Genomic DNA, 16,975 nt, shown 5'->3' with positions numbered 1-16,975 from the left:
TTTAATAAGTAGATGTGCATTTCCAGCTAGGGCTGTTGACAGGCCAGGTTATGGGTGATGTAGAATAATCGCCGCACGCTTGAAAGCCGCTATTTCCAGATTGTTGATCTGAATACGTGGAGTCGTTGGGTGGAGACCATCTTTGCTCCCAATAGTAATTTTTCAAAGTCGCATTATTGTAGTAGTAAAAAGCTGAATAGTTCCACGTGCGTGCCCAGAAAGTAACACAAGTATCTGATCTTCTTAGTTCAACTTTGATAGGGCCTGGATTCCCATAGGGCCATTTTTGCCGAACCGTTACTCCATCAGCTGAACAACCTGTAGTTGCTGGGTCAGTACCGTTGCAACCGCTTCCGCTACAAAGGGCTAGCGCGTTCCGCGTGGGGTGCGCTAACAGTGCGAGAACGATCATCACAAAAAGAATCTTTCGATACATTATGATCTCCTTCAAGTTGGATACTGAGTTTTGGCGATTAGATCATGCTTCTGTCGGATGTTGATTATGCTACAAGACGATTTTATACCCCTCTTCTTATTTGTCACTGGGAATATTTCGAGGTCTGACCTTGGGAATTATTCGAGGTTGTCAGACAAATGTTGCAACGCCCAAACCGTGGCTTCTTGTCTCGATTTCACTTGTAATTTTGCTATGATACGAGTGATATGATACGCGACCGTTTTTGCGCTGATCTCAAGAGATTTCCCGATTTCTTTGTTATCCATGCCTTTTGCGAGAAATTGGAGAACTTCAAATTCGCGAGGAGTCAATTGATCAATTTTACTTCCTACATCATTGCGCCATCGTTTTGCCCTATCGCGTTGCGCCTTATCAAAAATTATTTCTCCGTTTACGGCGCGGCGGATTGCGCCAATTAATCGTTCTTCGGATTCTTCCTTGCTTAAGTACCCGGCGGCGCCTGCGTCCATCATCGCGGCTAGGTAGGAATCTCGGTCGTGTGCTGTTAAAACCAGGGTAATGATTTCGGGGTATTTTTCCCGCACCCACTTTTCAAGTTCTGAAGCGCGCAACCCGGGCATTTTCAAATCAAGGATTAAGACTTGCGGGCGGAGTTTTGTTACAAGTATCTGCGCTTCATATCCGTCCTGTGCTTCCCCAATGATTTCCATATCCTTTGCTTGTGAAAGCAAAGTTCGAATGCCGGCGCGCGCCAAGGGGTGATCATCCGCGATAAGTATGGTTATTTGTGTGTTATGGGATTTCACGCTGTTACTCCTCCATATGTATTTGTGCGACTGAATTGTATCCGATGTTTTTTTTTTTCGCCAAGACTGATATAAGATGTAAATTCAGGCTCTACCGTTTTAAACGGGAAACCATTTTTCAAACACAAAGGACACGACGGTCACAAAGGAAAAACACAAGGAATCTAGGCTCTTTTCCCCCCTTTGTGTCGCTTCGACGAACTCAACGCAAGACTTTGTGTCCTTCGTGGTGAGGCTCTTTCCCGTTGATTACGGGACACCCTAAATTCATAAACAGATTTTTGTGATACAGGATAAAATACCTTGTAATTACGAATTGTTCTTAAAGTTAGCCAACGAAACTCATTACCCCTTTGTTCCTCATTCGTCAGGGATTTAGGGATGTGATGAAGAGGACGAATGAGTCACCCAAAAGATTGGACCGAAGAAGAAAATTTTGATCTGACCCTCTCTCAACGCACGGAGGAGTTGTATCGCATTGCGAATCGCGAGGCGGATGCCGATGGCATGATCGAAGCCGCGGTGTTGCCGTTGCGCGATCTGGTCGTGTTCCCGCGCATGGTCTCGCCGATTTTTATCGGGCGCGAATCGTCGTTGCTCGCGGTGGAGGAGGCGCAGCGCAAAGGGCAGACCGTGATCGGGCTGACGCAACGCGACGCGGACATTGACAACCCCAGCGTCGAAGATTTTCTGCCCGTTGGCGTGGAGATGGCAGTGGGGCGTTTGCTCGCCATGCCAGACGGCTCGCACTCCGCGCTTGTGCAGGGACGCCGCCGCGTGGAAGTTGTGGAGTTCGTGCGCAGTGTGCCCTATTTGAAAGTGCGAGCCCGCGTCATTGCGGAACCTCAAACTGCCGACCGCCAAACGAGCGCGCTCATGCGTTCGGCTTTGGACCTCTTCGATCGTTGTGTGCAGTTGGATCGTTCGATTCCCGAAGAAGCGCATTTGTTCGCGATGAATATTTCCGAACCTGGCTGGCTTGCGGACATGCTCGCCACGTCGCTGTCGTTGAATTACGAAGCGAAGCAAAGCCTGTTGATGTTGCTCGATGTGCGTGGACGATTGCAAGCACTGAATAAAATTTTGGCGCAAGAAGTGGACGTGTTGGAGCTCGAAGACGAAATCCACTCGAAGGTGCAAAGCGAAGTGGATAAAAGTCAGCGCGAGTTTTATCTGCGCGAGCAGATGCGTCAGATTCAAAACGAGTTGGGCGAAGGCGACATCTTCACGCGCGACGCGAACGACTTGAAGAAGCGACTTGATGTGGCGAATCTTCCCGATGAGGCGAAGTTGGTCGCAATGAAGGAACTCGAACGCCTGAACCAAATGCCGCCGATGGCGCCCGAAGTGGGAATCATCCGCACGTACATTGATTGGATTCTCGAACTGCCGTGGTCGAATTTCTCGCCCGATAATCTCGACGTGAAGAACGCGGGCAAAACGTTGGAGCGCGATCACTACGGACTCAAGAAAGCCAAAGAACGGATTCTGGAATACATCGCCGTCCGTTCGTTGAAGCCGAAGAAAGAACGCCAGCCGATCCTGTGTTTCGTTGGTCCGCCTGGAGTTGGAAAAACATCACTCGGACGTTCGATTGCCGAAGCGCTTGGAAGAAAATTTGCGCGCGTATCGCTTGGCGGCGTGCGCGATGAAGCCGAGATTCGCGGACATCGCCGCACTTACATCGGCGCGTTGCCTGGGCGAATCATCCAAACCATGAAACGGGCGGGGACGTCGAATCCGCTGTTCATGCTGGATGAGATTGACAAGTTGTACTCCGATTTCCGCGGCGACCCCGCTTCGGCGATGCTCGAAGTGCTCGACCCCGAACAGAACAACACGTTCAGCGATCATTATTTGGAATTGCCGTTTGATCTTTCGAAGGTCATGTTTGTCACAACGGCGAATTCGCTGGGAAGTATTCCGTCTCCGTTGTTGGATCGCATGGAAGTGATCGAGTTCCCTGGCTACATCGAAGAAGAGAAACTTGAAATTGCGAACCGCTACTTGATCCCTCGTCAGGTGGAAGAGAATGGCGTGGAGGAACTCAGCCTCACGTTTGAAGCCGACGCAGTGCGGAAGATTATCCGCGAGTACACGTATGAAGCGGGCGTCCGCAATTTGGAACGCGAACTTGGCAAGATTTGTCGCAAGGTGGCGCGTATGAAAGCGGAGGGGAAGAAGTTCGAGTCAACCGTCAAAGCCGATTCGATAGAAAAGTATCTCGGTCCGCAACAAGTCTTCCAGCCCGAAGCCGAACGCACGGATGAAGTGGGCGTGGTCACATCCCTCGCGTGGACGGAAAACGGCGGCGAGATCATGCCCGTCGAGGTCGCGGTTCTCGAGGGCAAAGGCGGATTGCAAATGACGGGTCAGATGGGCGACGTGATGCAAGAGTCGGGTCAAGCCGCGCTGACGTACATCAAATCACGCGCCGCAGAATTGAAAATTGATCTCGAAGTCTTCGAGCGCATGGATATTCACGTCCACATGCCCGAAGGCGCAATTCCGAAAGACGGACCGTCTGCTGGAATTACGATGGCGACCGCGATCATCTCCGCGCTCACGGGTCGTCCCGTGTTCAAACACGTCGGCATGACGGGCGAGATCACTTTACGCGGACGAATCCTTCCCATCGGTGGCGTGCGCGAAAAAGTGCTTGCCGCGCATCGCGCGGGATTGAAGACCGTTATTCTACCTGAAAAGAATCTCAAAGACCTAACCGAACTTCCGAAGACCGCGAAATCAGAATTGAAGATCATCCCAGTCAAGCACATGGATGATGTCTTGCAGATCGCGCTCGGCAAAGATGCGGTCATCGAACCGCCGCGACCGAAGAAGCAGAATAAGGAAGAAACGCAAGAAGAGAGCGAGTAAATTTAACACAAAGGACACTAAGGTTGGACACGTGACGAGCGAATAGCCTTTCCGTAGTTTTTCTTCGTGTACTTTGTGTCCTTTGTGTTTAAAAAAATTATGTCAAATTCACTCAAAAACAAAGTCGTCCTCATCACGGGCGCATCCTCTGGATTCGGCGAAGACGCCGCGAAACTTTTTGCCGCAGAAGGATGCAAAGTCATCCTCACCGCGCGCAGGCTCGATAGATTGCAAACGCTCGCGGCTGAGATTCAAAGCAAAGGCGGCGAAGCGCTTGCCATTCCTGTAGATGTTTCAGAACGCGCCGAGATCGAAGTGATGGTGCAGACCGCGCTCGATCTCTATCGCAACATTGACATCCTTTTCAACAACGCGGGCTATGGCGCGGTCAACTGGTTCGAGAATCTCAAACCCGAACGCGACATCGAAACGCTGATCCGCGTCAACCTCATCGGCACGATGCTCGTCACGCGCGCCGTCCTTCCGCACATGCTCGAACGCGGCGAAGGTCACGTCATCAACATGGTGTCTGTCGCTGGTCTTATTGCCGCGCCCACGATCACATCGTATGCCGCCAGCAAATTCGGCGCGCGCGCGTTCACCGACGCGCTTCGCCGCGAAGTGAGTCACCTCGGCATCAAAGTTTCGGGCATTTATCCCGGTTCCCGCCGTCACTGAGTTCGGCGATAAACTCGAACGCACGCAAGCGCGCAAAACGATCAGGCACATCAAGTATCCGCATCTCACTTCTGAATATGTCGCTCGGCGCGTTGTCGAAGTTGCCAAACGTCCGCGCCGCACGCTGGTTATCCCGTGGTGGTTTCGCATCATCACCACGTTCGACACGCTCTTCCCCGTCGCAGTGGATTGGATCACGTATTTCTTCTCGAAGAAGAATCATAATTTGGATTAACTTTTCATCCTGAGCGGAGGGACTGAGTGTACGTCGAAGTCCCGCAGTCGAAGGACACACGTACACGCCATCCCTGCGTTTCGACTGCGCTACGCTCCGCTCAACGCGATAACATGCTTAAGGAGACTCACATGACTCAATCACGCTTGGACAAACTCAACGCTTCGCTTTCGACGGGTGGACTTGATTCAGTGATCCTGAATCCGGGTCCAACCCTCAAGTATCTCACCGGGCTGAACTTCCACTTGATGGAGCGTCCCGTCGTTTTGTTTTTTGCAAAAGACCAAATCCCCGCGCTTGTCCTCCCTGAATTGGAATTGCAAAAGGTGGCAAATCTTCCATACAAACTGCAAGTGTTTTCGTATCCCGAAAACCCAGCCGAATGGGATGTGGCGTTCCGCAAGGCGGCGCAGGCTCTCGATCTCGATGGGAAGCGGGTTGGCGTTGAGTCGCGGCAATTGCGTCTGCTGGAATTCAATTATGTGAAGAACGCCGCCCCCGAAGCGGACTTCCCCGACGCGGGCGATGCGCTATCCCAACTCCGCTTACGAAAAGATCGAACGGAAGTGGAAGCCATGCGCCGCGCGGTGCAGATCGCCCAGTCCGCGCTTGAGGCGACGATTCCGTTCATCAAAATTGGCATGAGCGAAAAAGAGGTGGCGGCAGAGTTGATGATGCAATTGTTCAAGCATGGTTCCGATCCTGAAATGCCATTCAGTCCCATCGTTTCAGCGGGACCGAACTCGGCAAATCCGCACGCCTCGCCGACGGAAAGAAAATTACAAGCGGGCGATTTGCTTGTGGTGGATTGGGGCGCGGCGCGCGATGGGTATATCTCCGACCTCACGCGCACGTTTGCAGTGGGTGAGGTGGATGCCGAGTACGAAAAAATCCACAAGATCGCTCAGGAGGCGAACGCGGCTGGTCGCGCCGCCTCGAAGCCGGGCGTCCCATGCGCAAATGTGGACAAAGCCGCGCGCGACGTGATCGAACAATCTGGCTACGGAAAATATTTCACGCATCGCACCGGTCACGGCATTGGCATGGAGGGACACGAAGACCCCTACATGCGCGGCGACAATATGCAATTGCTCGAACCCGGCATGGCGTTCACGGTTGAGCCTGGGATTTATCTGGCTGGACGAAACGGCGTACGCATCGAGGACAATGTTGTCATCACCGACTCGGGCGCGGACGTGTTGTCCGATATGCCGAGGGAGATGCGGGTGGTGGGGTAGTTCTTTCTAATGATCGACTCCGAACACTCCCTCTACGAACTCCTCGGCGGCGAGACGGGCGTCCGCAAACTCGTTGACCGCTTCTACGACTTGATGGATTCCGCGCCTGAAGCCGCGGACATCCGCGCCATTCATCCGAAGAGTTTGAAACAATCGCGCGAAAAACTTTTCATGTTCCTCACTGGCTGGTCGGGCGGACCGCAACTCTATATCGAATCGCGTGGTCATCCTGCTTTACGAATGCGTCACGCGCCATTCTCCATCGGCGAGACGGAAAGTAGTCAATGGGAATGGTGCATGCACAAAGCGTTGGATGAAATGGACATAGAACCCGCCGTGCGCGATTATCTCAAAGGTCACTTTTCAGACGCGACGAAGTTTTTGAGGAACCGCTGATGTCGTTGAGAGTCTTCGAGAAGCACTCTCTTCACCGTTGAGGGAGATTGCTTTTGGCGGCAGGTTTCGAGATAAAAATCTGTCAGACAGCCTTTCGCATTTGTAATCCATTCCAAACAAGCCTGTAAACTCCTACATCACTATTCGCCTGTATGCTCCTGCGGCTTCATTAGAAGTCATCATCATTGATTGGCAGGAAAACCATGCAAGGCAAATCTGATCTTATCCATATCAAACGCAAATCGCTCTTGTATTTTGTTATAACAGTTCTGATTTTAGGAATTGTCACACCTGTCTTGGCAGATTATCTTGGACCAGATCGCACAACTACCACGAGCGAAGTGGACACGTATGATTATGGTGTGTGGGCGCGGGACAATAATAAGGCTCCATATTGCCTTGATAAAAAAGGAAATAAGGCGGACGATTGTATCGTCTGCGAGTGGAAACGCAAGCCGGGTAGCGCTTGCGGCGATGCCACCTATTCGTACAAACTCGGCACCATATCAGAAGTCGTAGAAAAGACAATCAACTTACCTCCTGCGGCCATTAGCAGTTCCCTGCAAAATTGCAACTCGAACAATGGCTGGTGTAACACTTTGCCTACGCTTACCCTGAATGGAAGCGAGCCTTTAGCGGGTTACAACATTCTCGCGGTTGAAGGCTCGTTGAACGGACAAACATTTGCCTGTTCGGGTTCTTCGTGCGATGTGCCTTTGAGCGAAGGCAACAATGATCTCACCTTTTGGGCGTTATCATCGTATGGCGACAGTTCCGAGATGGGAAGTCTCTCCGCCAAAGTGGATGCAATGTCGCCGAATGTGGGTCTGGATGTCATCGGCTCAAACGGGACGAATACCTGGTATGTTTCTTCTACAACGGTTACTGCCATTGGTTCAGACTCCACATCAGGATTATCCAGTGTCTTGTTGTCGGTCAATGGCGGAGCATGGACAGCCTCGACCACCCTTAATGATGGAGTGTATGCCGTTGATGTGCACGCCGTAGACAATGCAGGGAATGTCTCCAACTCATCAACCACCATTTCGGTAGACACGGTCACACCTTCCATCAGCCTGAATGTAAACGGCGCGATGGGAGGCAACGGGTGGTATAGTTCCAACATGCAAGTCACAGCCAGCGCCAGCGATCTCACTTCGGGCATTGCTTCACTCGAAGTTTCCGCCGATAGCGGGCTTTATCAGGCGTACACCTCTCCTGTCTCTTTTACGGACGGCTATCACACGATCCAGTTCAAAGCGACCGATAATGCGGGGAATCAGACTGAAACTCCTATTCAGGAATTTTATGTAGACACTACAGCCCCCGCGATTGACCTTCTTTCTTCATGGGAAGTGAACAAGACTATTGGGTACAACATTCAGGATGATGGCAGCGGACTTGCGGCATTGCGTATCGTGATTGAAGATGAAGACGAGAAATACAAAAAAGTCACGTGGGATGAAGAAGTTTCAGGGGACAAGTTTAAAGGTGAGATCACATGGAATGGAAAGTTCAGGGATGGCACGGTTGCTCCGCCCGGCGAATATCTGGTGTGGATCAAAGCTAAAGACCAAGCAGGCAATGAGCGTTTCGGATTGGGCAGGGTGATTGTTCCCCAACCCGCAGTGTTCTCTTTGCTCCAGCCTACGATTACAAACAATCAGGAACCACTCCTTCCACCACAGGAATTGTTCGATGAGGATGAGTTGCCTATCGCAAACTCATCATTAACAACGCCGCCGCAAACAAGTTTTGGTGGATTAACCACAGACCCCAAAGAAGTTACTCAAAATTCCCTATTGCTGGCTACGGGTACAGCCTCTGCTTCCACCTCATCCAACTCAAACATCCTGTGGGGCGCAACCGCCGCCGCGCTCATTGGCTGGGCAACGGCTACCGCGTTGGAAGAAAAGAAGAAGCGCAAAGCGTTGCATCGAGCCAGTCGAGATGAAGCGGAGCAAGTCAAAGCCCGCGCCAGTCGAGATGAAGAGCCATCGTTGACCCGCCAAGAGAAGGAACTCGCTAAACAACGCAAAGAATTACAAAAGATATGGGACGCCAACGGCGCGGCGATCTATGAGGCGAATCGGGAATATAAAACGAAGCATGGCAAGGAAATGGATGCGGCGGCCAGAAGCAAGGCGATCAAGGATGCGACCAGAGATGGCGTCTTCAACGCCGGAGCGTATGCGTCCAATTTGGAAGCGGAGCAGATGAGGCGGGACGCGCAGAACGAACATATGGCGAACAAGATGACGCGCTTTGAGAAAGAAGAGGAAGCCCATTGGCAAGCGTCACAAAAAGCGGCAGAGGAGAAGCGGAAAGCCGAAGAGTTGCAGGCAGGCTATGCCGCCTATTATGCCGCGATGAGACAGGGTGAGCAGGAAGCACAAACCAACTGGTGGGACAAGGCAGTAGACTTCGCGCAGGAGAATATTGTTGAGCCAATTCAAAAAACATGGAACACTGTCACAACCTTTGTGCAGGACAAAATCGTTGAACCTGTCGTAATTGTTCTTGACGAAAGAGTCTATCAACCTTATATCAAACCAGCGGCGGAAAAGATCAAAGAGGTTGTCAAGGAATCGGCGAAGTGGATTAATGAACATATCTATCAACCATACATCAAGCCTGTAGTTGATACCGTAAAGAACAACGCTAACATGGCGATGGAGACAGTTCAAAATGGCTGGGCGAGTCTCTTTAGCCTGTTTCAAACTCATCCCACAGCGGCTTGGGCAACCGCAGGAACAGTGACCCTTGCCGCAATTGCAGGAACAACCTATTATCTCAATTGTTTGGGACAACCAATCTTCACTCCGCCCGCTGTCTCGCTTTTCAATCTGGCAGGTATTGGCGCCTTGCCGGTGGCAGGTGTTCTCACCACCGGAAAGAAAAAGCGATTTCACGGCATCGTGGTTGGGTTGTTGCTACTCGGCATGCTTCTCTCCGCATGTGGAACGGGAAATGTGCCGTCTGTACCAACGACCACGCCAACACTCTGCCCATCTACCGAGACACCCGTGCCTATCCCACCAACAGTTCCACCGACGGCAACAACTACACCCATACCGTTTACGTTACCACCAGCAGTATATGTTGTACAACCAAATGATGTGTGTATAAATATCGCTGTGCGATATGGAATAACTGTGGATGAGTTTGTTGAAGCCAATAATAGCGACGCTAATCCAAATAATCAAATTTATTATGTCCCCAACACAGATCCCAACAAGGTGATATGTATTATCAATGCCGGTATAGAATACATAATTCCCTCAATCTCTTACAGAACACCTGCAGAATATGTAAACTATTGGCAGGGTTATTGTATTGAGTCGGAGAAAGATGGAATAAAATCAGTATGCCTATCGCCAAATGATTCTCCATCAGTTATGCTGGCTCACACTCTATATGGCGAAGGTGGATCGAGTATTAATGCTCTTACCTCTGCAAACGTAATGCAGGTGGCGATAAACCGCATTAATTCCATTCTTCGGAACAGAGGAATAAGAGTAGAAAGTCTGTCGTTAGAACAATATCAGAGCCTGATTTTATACGTCATTTCTCAGCCTTACGACTATGAAACTGAAGACGGCCAAAGCGGGCAAGAACCAGCGTTTAATGCTTTTAATGCGCCCTACCCTCACCAAAACTCTGATGCGATAGAAACCAATTGGGATCAAACTTTACAGGTAGCCACTATGCTTATGGAATCTCCCGCTTACGATCCGTCAACAGGGCTTTTGGTTTGGCCCAACAATCTGCCAGTATTACCTTTCGAAGGTCATCCAGAGATAGCCTTTAGCGTTACATCATACTGTGCGACACCAACAGGTGTATCGCTTCCTATGGATGAGGGGACTCCAGTATATATAGAGTACGGACAATATAGTACTCAATATTACTTTAACGATGGAACTCATCATGATTGCAAATAAGGTATTACTATGAAAAACAAAAAGTTTTTATTTATCCTACTCTTGTTGGGCTCATTAATAATTGTTTTTGCGATGTTTTATAAACAATCTCCCGCGGACAGTCGCACATCACAAATTCTTATCAATGGATCGTCTAAAGCGTTTATCTATGATATAGATAGGAATAAGATTTCACTGATCCCAAAAGCGCAATTTGCCTATGGCTGGTCACCATCTGGTAAACAACTTCTATACAAGAATGAGGAAGGGCTTTGGGTTAGTAGGTATGATGGTGATAACCCAATAAAGATTCTTGATGCTGTTGAACATCCTCAATTGAATAATGGTTTCCCTGATGCTGTTTGGCTAACAGACAGAATTGTTTTAGTTGAATCTAGAATCAAATATGGGAATAGTTCACTTTATAGCATTGACCTTCAGTCTGGCGTGGTTACAGAAATCTCCCCTTCGGGAGGCGCATTATTAACATCACCTGAGGGTTCTTATTGGCTAACGCAAAATAAAAACGTTTATCTTGTCACTTTAGACGGCACACAAAAACTAATTCAAGAATTATCGAATTATAGCGGGCTCCCTATTTTCCTTAGTGGCTCCTCCTACCGATTCTCGCCTGATGGCACGAAACTTACATACCCCGTACAAGCAAATTATCCAGCAAACGCAGAATTATGGATTGGTAATATTTCAAAAGATGGACTAACGAACACTCGCTTGCTAATTGACCCGAAAGATTGTAATACGCAATTTGGTGGTGACGTGCGTTGGTCGCCTGATGGTAAATTCATTGGTTATTATGGCTACCGGGAGGAAAAATCTTTGTTTTGTGTTAGTAATACGGAGACCGGGAAAACAGATGTTATCTGGCCGGTTCAATACACATCTGGAACTTTTCTATGGTCTCCGATATCAAATGAAGTAGCAATTGACAATATAAACGCGCTTGGCGTCATAAATCTGCTCGACTTATCAACGGGCGAAAGCAAAATTCTCTTGAACAATCAAATGTTAGGTCTGCCAGAAAGAGTGACTCTTTACATGATGGATTGGCGTTTAATTTCTATACCCTAAATTCGACATATTTCTGTATGCAACAACATGGGTCAGTAAACTCCTGAGCGCGCATTAACAACTCCTATGCCGTCATCGCCAACCAACACACCCAGGGTATCCCTAATCAAACACCGGAGCCGTAACCTATGAATAAACAGAAGAAATCGGCAGAAGTAATAAAATATATATTTGTGGGAGTAATTGTGTTGGCAGTCACTGTATCACTGGCAGGAGTCACACCAACGGGAGATAGAAAAATAATCTTCAATTATTTTTCTATGTATATCGCGCTAGGATGTAGCGCTATTTTTTTTATGTCTGGCATCGCATATCGCATCTACGATGAAAACAAATTGATGTCTTGGATATCGAGGTACTTAATTTCAATAACTATAATGCCAGCGGTGATCGGTGTAGCTTGCCTCAATCTTGTATACGCAAGTTTTCCCTCATGGAAGGTTATTGCTCCATTGGGAGCAATGTACGTGCTTGCGGCAATGTTGCCACTTCTCAACGAGAAACTTTCCGAAACCCTTCATACAGAAATCTTCGCGCCTCGATCCTGTCTCGGCAGAGTTATTGCCATGTCTGTGCTATCGCTTGCGCCAATAGCAGGTATTTTTGGAGCCTTTCTATCCGGCGTTGCAGAAAGGCATGGCGGCACAATAGGGTATTCCCTCATGGGGTTGGTTTTTCATTTTTTCTTTGTTTGGGGAACTATTTCAATGGCGTATCAAGCCTGGGAACGCCGCCCTTGGAAATCGTCAAATCAGGAGTAACACTATGGAGCATTTACCAAATCTATGGATACTTTGGTTGGCTGGGATTGTAGGTTCTTGGATAGGGAAGCCTCTTTGGCGATGGTGGCGAAATCGAAAAAAGAATCATTGATTGGAATGGACTTTTGCTAGACCTGAAAACGGGAGGGTTAGTGAATTCTTTCAAGATGAACCGATTCCTTCCCATATTGATTATGCTCTTGAGGATGAGCTCGACTTGGAGCCGTCCAAGGATAGAAGCAGCGCATACAATGCTGTCACGAAAATATTGGGCTTTCTATATCACGATATCCTTGGGGGTAATAATGAAATGCAAGTACAAGCTCACTGGTCAAATGACAGATAAATCGTTTTATCATTCTATTTCAAGGAAAACAAGATCATGAAATACGCACCAATTTTTGCCCTGCTTATCCTGCTGATCTCTACACTGAGTTGCAGAGGTTTGTCTCAAAAAAAACATCGGCAGAGCGACCCGTTCTACGAGGATTCCGGAGAAGGAAAGTTTTTGGTCGTGCCGTTGATCAAGCCATACAGGGTAGTAACGGATGAAGGCACATCCGTAGGTTGGCAAATGGACCTACTTGAGAATCCTCCCGTAACTCGCATTCGAAGCATAGAAAAAATAGCCGTGCATCATGACGCGATCATGATCTTTGCTCCAACCAATCCACAAATATTCCCTACTGATCCGATGTGGCATTGGATAGTTATTGTACCCGATCAGAAGATCGAGGTAGGATTTGCCAGCGAGGAGGATTTCTTGAAATACATTCGGGAATTTGGCATCAATGAACCAAATTGGGTTAATCCTTTGGATGCGTTCAAGCAGTTTGAGAAAACTGGCTGTTTGGAGTGGATACCAGATTGTGAATAAGCAAAGAAACAACTTGATTCTTATCATAGATCATTTGCTGGGATTTTTTGACAGATAAGTAGGAGAACTAAAATGCGAATATATAAGCAAAAGTTGTTGATTCTTAGTTTTGGCTTGTTACTTTGCGGTGGATTATCTTGCGGAATTCTTTTCTGGTCTGAAGAAATTCCAGCTTCCCCTGCAGAATTTGACCAAACTGGGTGCGAGAATCCCTGCTGGAATGGACTGCAAACAGGTGTTTCCACAAGGCAGGAAATACGAAATGTGCTTGATACGTTCCCGGCAGATTCAAGCCAGATTCAAATTGAAGAAGGGGAATACTTATCAGGTTATCAGTTTATCAAGATTAGGTTCATTGATGAATCATATCGTTATCATCCTAATGGTTCTCCCCCAATAATATCGTTTATATTTGAAGAGGATGACGATGATGTGGTTGACCGCATTTACATAAACGACATGTTGATAATGGGTCAGGTTCTTGATGTTTTTGGAGAACCAGATGGAGTGATTTTAGTTTCAAGCCCAACAATTCATCCGGACTATTGGAAAAAATCTATTCACTTCTATTATCCCAATATCGGGATAACTGTAGGTTGCTATCAGGGAACAACACTGTCGAATGTCGACGGTTCGCCTTGCAAGTCTGAATTTTCCATAGTTTCATTGGCGTATTTCAAGCCTGAGGATTATAGAAATATACTAAAAGAAGAATATGGCGATGCAGATTTGGCCTTGAAATATTTGACGCCTTACAATGGTCTTTCGACTAACTATTCAATTTTTGTTGCGACACCTATACCATAATGTTAAAAATAAGCGAAAGGAGACGAGATGAAGCTTGTTGGTTTATTACTTTTGGTGATTTTGGTTATCTTGATGTGGTTCTTTCCATCCGCCATGCCAGTTCTTGGCATGTCTCTACTCCTGCTAAGTTTCGGCGTAGTCATTCTGCCTATTATCAAGAAGCAAAGGGAGTTGTACAAGCGAGGCAATCTCACGAGTGGCGAGTTGGTGCGCAAGATTGCTCTTGAAGTATTCGGTATTCTCCTTGCAATGGCGCTCGCGGGCTTGGCTGGCAGGTATCTTGGACAAATTGTAATCACACAAACCTCCAATGAACTCATCAAACTCATCGCCGGTATCTTGATTGGTCTGTTGGCTGGGATAGGTGTGGGCGTTCTCGTCCAAAGAACTTGGGGACAGATGATAAAAACAAGCCACTGATTGCAGAATTGACGACAAGCGAAGCCACCGGCTACTTTTACCTCAAATGCTTCATCGCCTCGCGCCGACTGATGGGATGCAGGTCGGTTTCCTTCACAAACCTTTTCACTGCCTTTGTATCCTCTCGCGCGTATTGGCGTAATGACCAGCCGATGGCTTTGTTGATGAAGAACTCATCCGAGCCGAGGTTCTCGCGGATGATCTTGCGCAGTAGATCAAAATCCGTTTCTTTCTTGTAGTCGAGTTGAAACAGAATCGCCGTGCGCCTGAGCCAGATATTTTTTGACTTACGCCATTTGGCGAGATATTTTTCCTTCACATCGGGGAAGCGGCGAAAATGCGCGCCGACGATGTGTGCGATGTTGTCCACTGTGTCCCACCATGATTTGTGCGTGATCATATATTCCAGCGTTTTGATAGACGACTCGGGCAGTTTCTTTTCCAGCCTCTCCATCAAACTCATCGCAACATATTGAAATTCGCGCTGAGGCAGGCTCCACAAGTCGAGAGCGATCTCGTCCATCTCCTCAAGCGTTGGCATGCCATGAAGTTTCACATGCTCCCGAAGCAACTCCTTCACCTGCGGAGATTTGATTCCCAAATATTCGAACTGATCGCGCATATACTTCTTCATCGGCGCGGCTTGGGATGGATTCGCGTTTTTCTCGAAAAGGAATTTTAGTTTTGCGGCATAGAAATTCATAAATCTCCAATCTCCAGTCTCCAATCTCCAATCTCCAATCTCCAATCTCCAGTCTCCAGTCTCTAATCTCAATCTTCTAATTCTCTAATCCTCCCTTGCCTTTCACGGCGTCGGCGTATCCAACGGATCGGCGGGTTGAACAAATTGCGCCAGCCACGCGCCGTTGCCTTGATCGCTCACAGATGAAAATGGAGTCATCAAATGAATCCACGTTCTGCCTGGGTGGAGAGGAATGGGGTTGTTGAACGAATCGACAAAATAGATCGGACGAAGCAAACCTGTCGCCTTCTCGTATTCACGATTCAATGTTGACCATTGGATTCTAAAAACTTGTCCATCACGAAATAAGTACGCGACTCCCTTTTGACCCGCGCCGAGCAAAATCTCAAGTTGATTATGACGATAGCGCGAATGTTCGGCGAACAATACGATCACATTTTCAAACGCCATTTGCCTGCCCGTCAGACGATCTGTTGCGGGAAAAAGATTTCCAGTTTGATCGGCTCGGTCTGTCCAACGCAAATACGTTTGCGAGATCGGGTCGTATTGCCAGCCCGATTGCGTGAACGAATTGTAGAAGACATCGATCTCATTCGCAATACGCCCGTCGTTCAGAATTGAATCGGAGAAAACATTTCCCGAATAATTCACAGGTTGCCGCGGGTTCAACGCATTCTTTGCGAGTTCGCGCAACCGCGCGCGCGTGAGCAACGCGCTGTTGGGCGTGGTTTTATCCACGCCATAAACGATCTCGCACGCATCAAGTTGCTCGCCGATGTCCTCCGCTGCGCTCGCATACACGAGACAACTATTCGGAAACATCCCGCCGATCTGGTTGTACGTGAGTCGCCCCGACCGCACAGGTCCGATATATGGCTCAAGCGGAAAAAACCAATTCGGAGGAGTCCCGGTCACAACAGGACTCGCCGTCATCGTTGGGATTTTTTGGAGGACGAGCCCCGCGTCAACATACGGGAGGGTTGATTCACCCGCGGGGACTTTTAGCTCCCCTTCGGCGTCCGCATCCGAATCAGAATCCTCATCGCCGACATTTTGCAGAGTGAATTGATACGCATCGGGTTTGACGACTTGGATGATCGCATCATCGCGCGGATGATCGAAGGCGAAATATCCATTTGAATCGGTTGTCGTTTCGTTTAAAACATTTCGGCTGTTCGCATCCAGCAAGCGGACGCAGACTCCCCCAACTCCCGCTTCCCAACTGTCTTGCACGCCGTCCGCGTTTTCATCGAGCCAGATGCGGTTGCCGATCCAATGCCCTGTTGGAAAGAAGACTTCCTCGCGCACCTTGCATCCGCCAGTGACGTTGGGAATCGCGCGCAAATTGTCGCCGTAGAACACGCCCATGAATCGCGTGGAGCCTTCGCCGATGTAAAACTCGAAGATCCACGGCGCGAACGCGGGTCCCGCTTGCGGACGGGCAGTCACGGGCATGTTACTGATGGAAACTAACACTGCGGGAAGGTCTAACAACGACGGGTCGTGCACCTCAAGCCCCGTGAGCGGATTGACGCCCGTCGGAAAATCCGTCTGGTTTGGACCAAGTTGAACCGGCGGACGATGCGGTTGCGGGGTGGCGGTCAGAGTCGGTGGGGCGGTGAAAGTCGCAGTGGGGGACGAGTCCGTCTGTGTCGCAGTCGGCAATGGAGGTTGCGGCGCGTTGGCATGGCACGCTGTGAACGCGAGAAGAATTAAAGGAGTGAAGATGGCATTTCGATTCATGCTT

The 16,975-nt window shown here is 48.9% G+C and carries 14 protein-coding genes; 10 read left to right on the top strand and 4 right to left on the bottom strand.

The features are described from left to right. Position 1: 1 nt before the first annotated feature. Positions 2-436, bottom strand: a complete 435-nt coding sequence (locus tag IPM31_01235; GenBank protein MBK9005592.1) for a DUF2690 domain-containing protein — start codon at positions 434-436, stop codon at positions 2-4. A gap of 137 nt (positions 437-573) precedes the next feature. After that, complete coding sequence (locus tag IPM31_01230) at positions 574-1,224, bottom strand: response regulator transcription factor (GenBank protein MBK9005591.1); 651 nt, start codon at positions 1,222-1,224, stop codon at positions 574-576. Positions 1,225-1,731: 507 nt separating this feature from the next. Between IPM31_01230 and lon the strand changes: the two genes are divergently transcribed. The 10 genes from lon (at position 1,732) to IPM31_01180 (ending at position 14,525) form a co-directional block, all read left to right on the top strand. Continuing rightward, complete coding sequence (gene lon, locus IPM31_01225; GenBank protein MBK9005590.1) at positions 1,732-4,101, top strand: endopeptidase La; 2,370 nt, start codon at positions 1,732-1,734, stop codon at positions 4,099-4,101. Positions 4,102-4,200: 99 nt separating this feature from the next. Next, positions 4,201-4,779, top strand: coding sequence for an SDR family oxidoreductase (locus tag IPM31_01220; protein ID MBK9005589.1), 579 nt, complete (start codon positions 4,201-4,203; stop codon positions 4,777-4,779). A 366-nt stretch (positions 4,780-5,145) separates the two neighbouring features. After that, the gene (locus tag IPM31_01215; GenBank protein ID MBK9005588.1) at positions 5,146-6,252 is read left to right on the top strand and encodes an aminopeptidase P family protein; all 1,107 of its coding nucleotides are present in this window, start codon (positions 5,146-5,148) and stop codon (positions 6,250-6,252) included. Positions 6,253-6,261: 9 nt separating this feature from the next. Further along, positions 6,262-6,648, top strand: coding sequence for a group II truncated hemoglobin (locus IPM31_01210; protein MBK9005587.1), 387 nt, complete (start codon positions 6,262-6,264; stop codon positions 6,646-6,648). A gap of 203 nt (positions 6,649-6,851) precedes the next feature. Continuing rightward, positions 6,852-10,592 (top strand): Ig-like domain repeat protein, encoded by a 3,741-nt coding sequence (locus tag IPM31_01205; protein MBK9005586.1) that lies wholly within the window; start codon positions 6,852-6,854, stop codon positions 10,590-10,592. A 9-nt stretch (positions 10,593-10,601) separates the two neighbouring features. Continuing rightward, complete coding sequence (locus IPM31_01200) at positions 10,602-11,660, top strand: hypothetical protein (protein ID MBK9005585.1); 1,059 nt, start codon at positions 10,602-10,604, stop codon at positions 11,658-11,660. Positions 11,661-11,788: 128 nt separating this feature from the next. After that, positions 11,789-12,421, top strand: coding sequence for a hypothetical protein (locus IPM31_01195; protein ID MBK9005584.1), 633 nt, complete (start codon positions 11,789-11,791; stop codon positions 12,419-12,421). A 382-nt stretch (positions 12,422-12,803) separates the two neighbouring features. Then, complete coding sequence (locus IPM31_01190) at positions 12,804-13,298, top strand: hypothetical protein (GenBank protein MBK9005583.1); 495 nt, start codon at positions 12,804-12,806, stop codon at positions 13,296-13,298. 72 nt (positions 13,299-13,370) lie between these two features. Continuing rightward, on the top strand, positions 13,371-14,105 hold the full coding sequence (locus IPM31_01185) for a hypothetical protein (protein ID MBK9005582.1): 735 nt from the start codon (positions 13,371-13,373) through the stop codon (positions 14,103-14,105). 27 nt (positions 14,106-14,132) lie between these two features. Next, positions 14,133-14,525: a hypothetical protein gene (locus IPM31_01180; protein ID MBK9005581.1), complete on the top strand. Its 393-nt coding sequence runs from the start codon at positions 14,133-14,135 to the stop codon at positions 14,523-14,525. Between the two features lie 37 nt (positions 14,526-14,562). On the opposite strand, the gene IPM31_01175 is transcribed toward IPM31_01180, so the two are convergent. Then, the gene (locus tag IPM31_01175) at positions 14,563-15,228 is read right to left on the bottom strand and encodes a DNA alkylation repair protein (GenBank protein ID MBK9005580.1); all 666 of its coding nucleotides are present in this window, start codon (positions 15,226-15,228) and stop codon (positions 14,563-14,565) included. A gap of 102 nt (positions 15,229-15,330) precedes the next feature. After that, entirely contained in the window at positions 15,331-16,971 is a 1,641-nt protein-coding gene (locus IPM31_01170; GenBank protein MBK9005579.1) for a DUF3048 C-terminal domain-containing protein, read from the bottom strand. Between the last annotated feature and the right edge of the window lie 4 nt (positions 16,972-16,975).

The organism is Candidatus Defluviilinea gracilis, from assembly GCA_016716235.1.
Lineage (GTDB): Bacteria > Chloroflexota > Anaerolineae > Anaerolineales > Villigracilaceae > Defluviilinea > Defluviilinea gracilis.
Note: the sequence above shows the minus strand (reverse complement) of the source record. Positions and strands in the feature narration are given on the sequence as shown.

Bases quoted from the DNA above. Each gene is read 5' to 3' on its own strand.
- IPM31_01215 (MBK9005588.1), top strand. From the start codon at position 5,146: ATGACTCAATCACGCTTGGACAAACTCAACGCTTCGCTTTCGACGGGT.
- IPM31_01210 (MBK9005587.1), top strand. From the start codon at position 6,262: ATGATCGACTCCGAACACTCCCTCTACGAACTCCTCGGCGGCGAGACG.
- IPM31_01190 (MBK9005583.1), top strand. From the start codon at position 12,804: ATGAAATACGCACCAATTTTTGCCCTGCTTATCCTGCTGATCTCTACA.
- IPM31_01220 (MBK9005589.1), top strand. From the start codon at position 4,201: ATGTCAAATTCACTCAAAAACAAAGTCGTCCTCATCACGGGCGCATCC.
- IPM31_01185 (MBK9005582.1), top strand. From the start codon at position 13,371: ATGCGAATATATAAGCAAAAGTTGTTGATTCTTAGTTTTGGCTTGTTA.
- IPM31_01195 (MBK9005584.1), top strand. From the start codon at position 11,789: ATGAATAAACAGAAGAAATCGGCAGAAGTAATAAAATATATATTTGTG.
- IPM31_01200 (MBK9005585.1), top strand. From the start codon at position 10,602: ATGAAAAACAAAAAGTTTTTATTTATCCTACTCTTGTTGGGCTCATTA.
- lon (MBK9005590.1), top strand. From the start codon at position 1,732: ATGATCGAAGCCGCGGTGTTGCCGTTGCGCGATCTGGTCGTGTTCCCG.
- IPM31_01205 (MBK9005586.1), top strand. From the start codon at position 6,852: ATGCAAGGCAAATCTGATCTTATCCATATCAAACGCAAATCGCTCTTG.
- IPM31_01235 (MBK9005592.1), bottom strand. From the start codon at position 436: ATGTATCGAAAGATTCTTTTTGTGATGATCGTTCTCGCACTGTTAGCG.
- IPM31_01175 (MBK9005580.1), bottom strand. From the start codon at position 15,228: ATGAATTTCTATGCCGCAAAACTAAAATTCCTTTTCGAGAAAAACGCG.
- IPM31_01170 (MBK9005579.1), bottom strand. From the start codon at position 16,971: ATGAATCGAAATGCCATCTTCACTCCTTTAATTCTTCTCGCGTTCACA.
- IPM31_01180 (MBK9005581.1), top strand. From the start codon at position 14,133: ATGAAGCTTGTTGGTTTATTACTTTTGGTGATTTTGGTTATCTTGATG.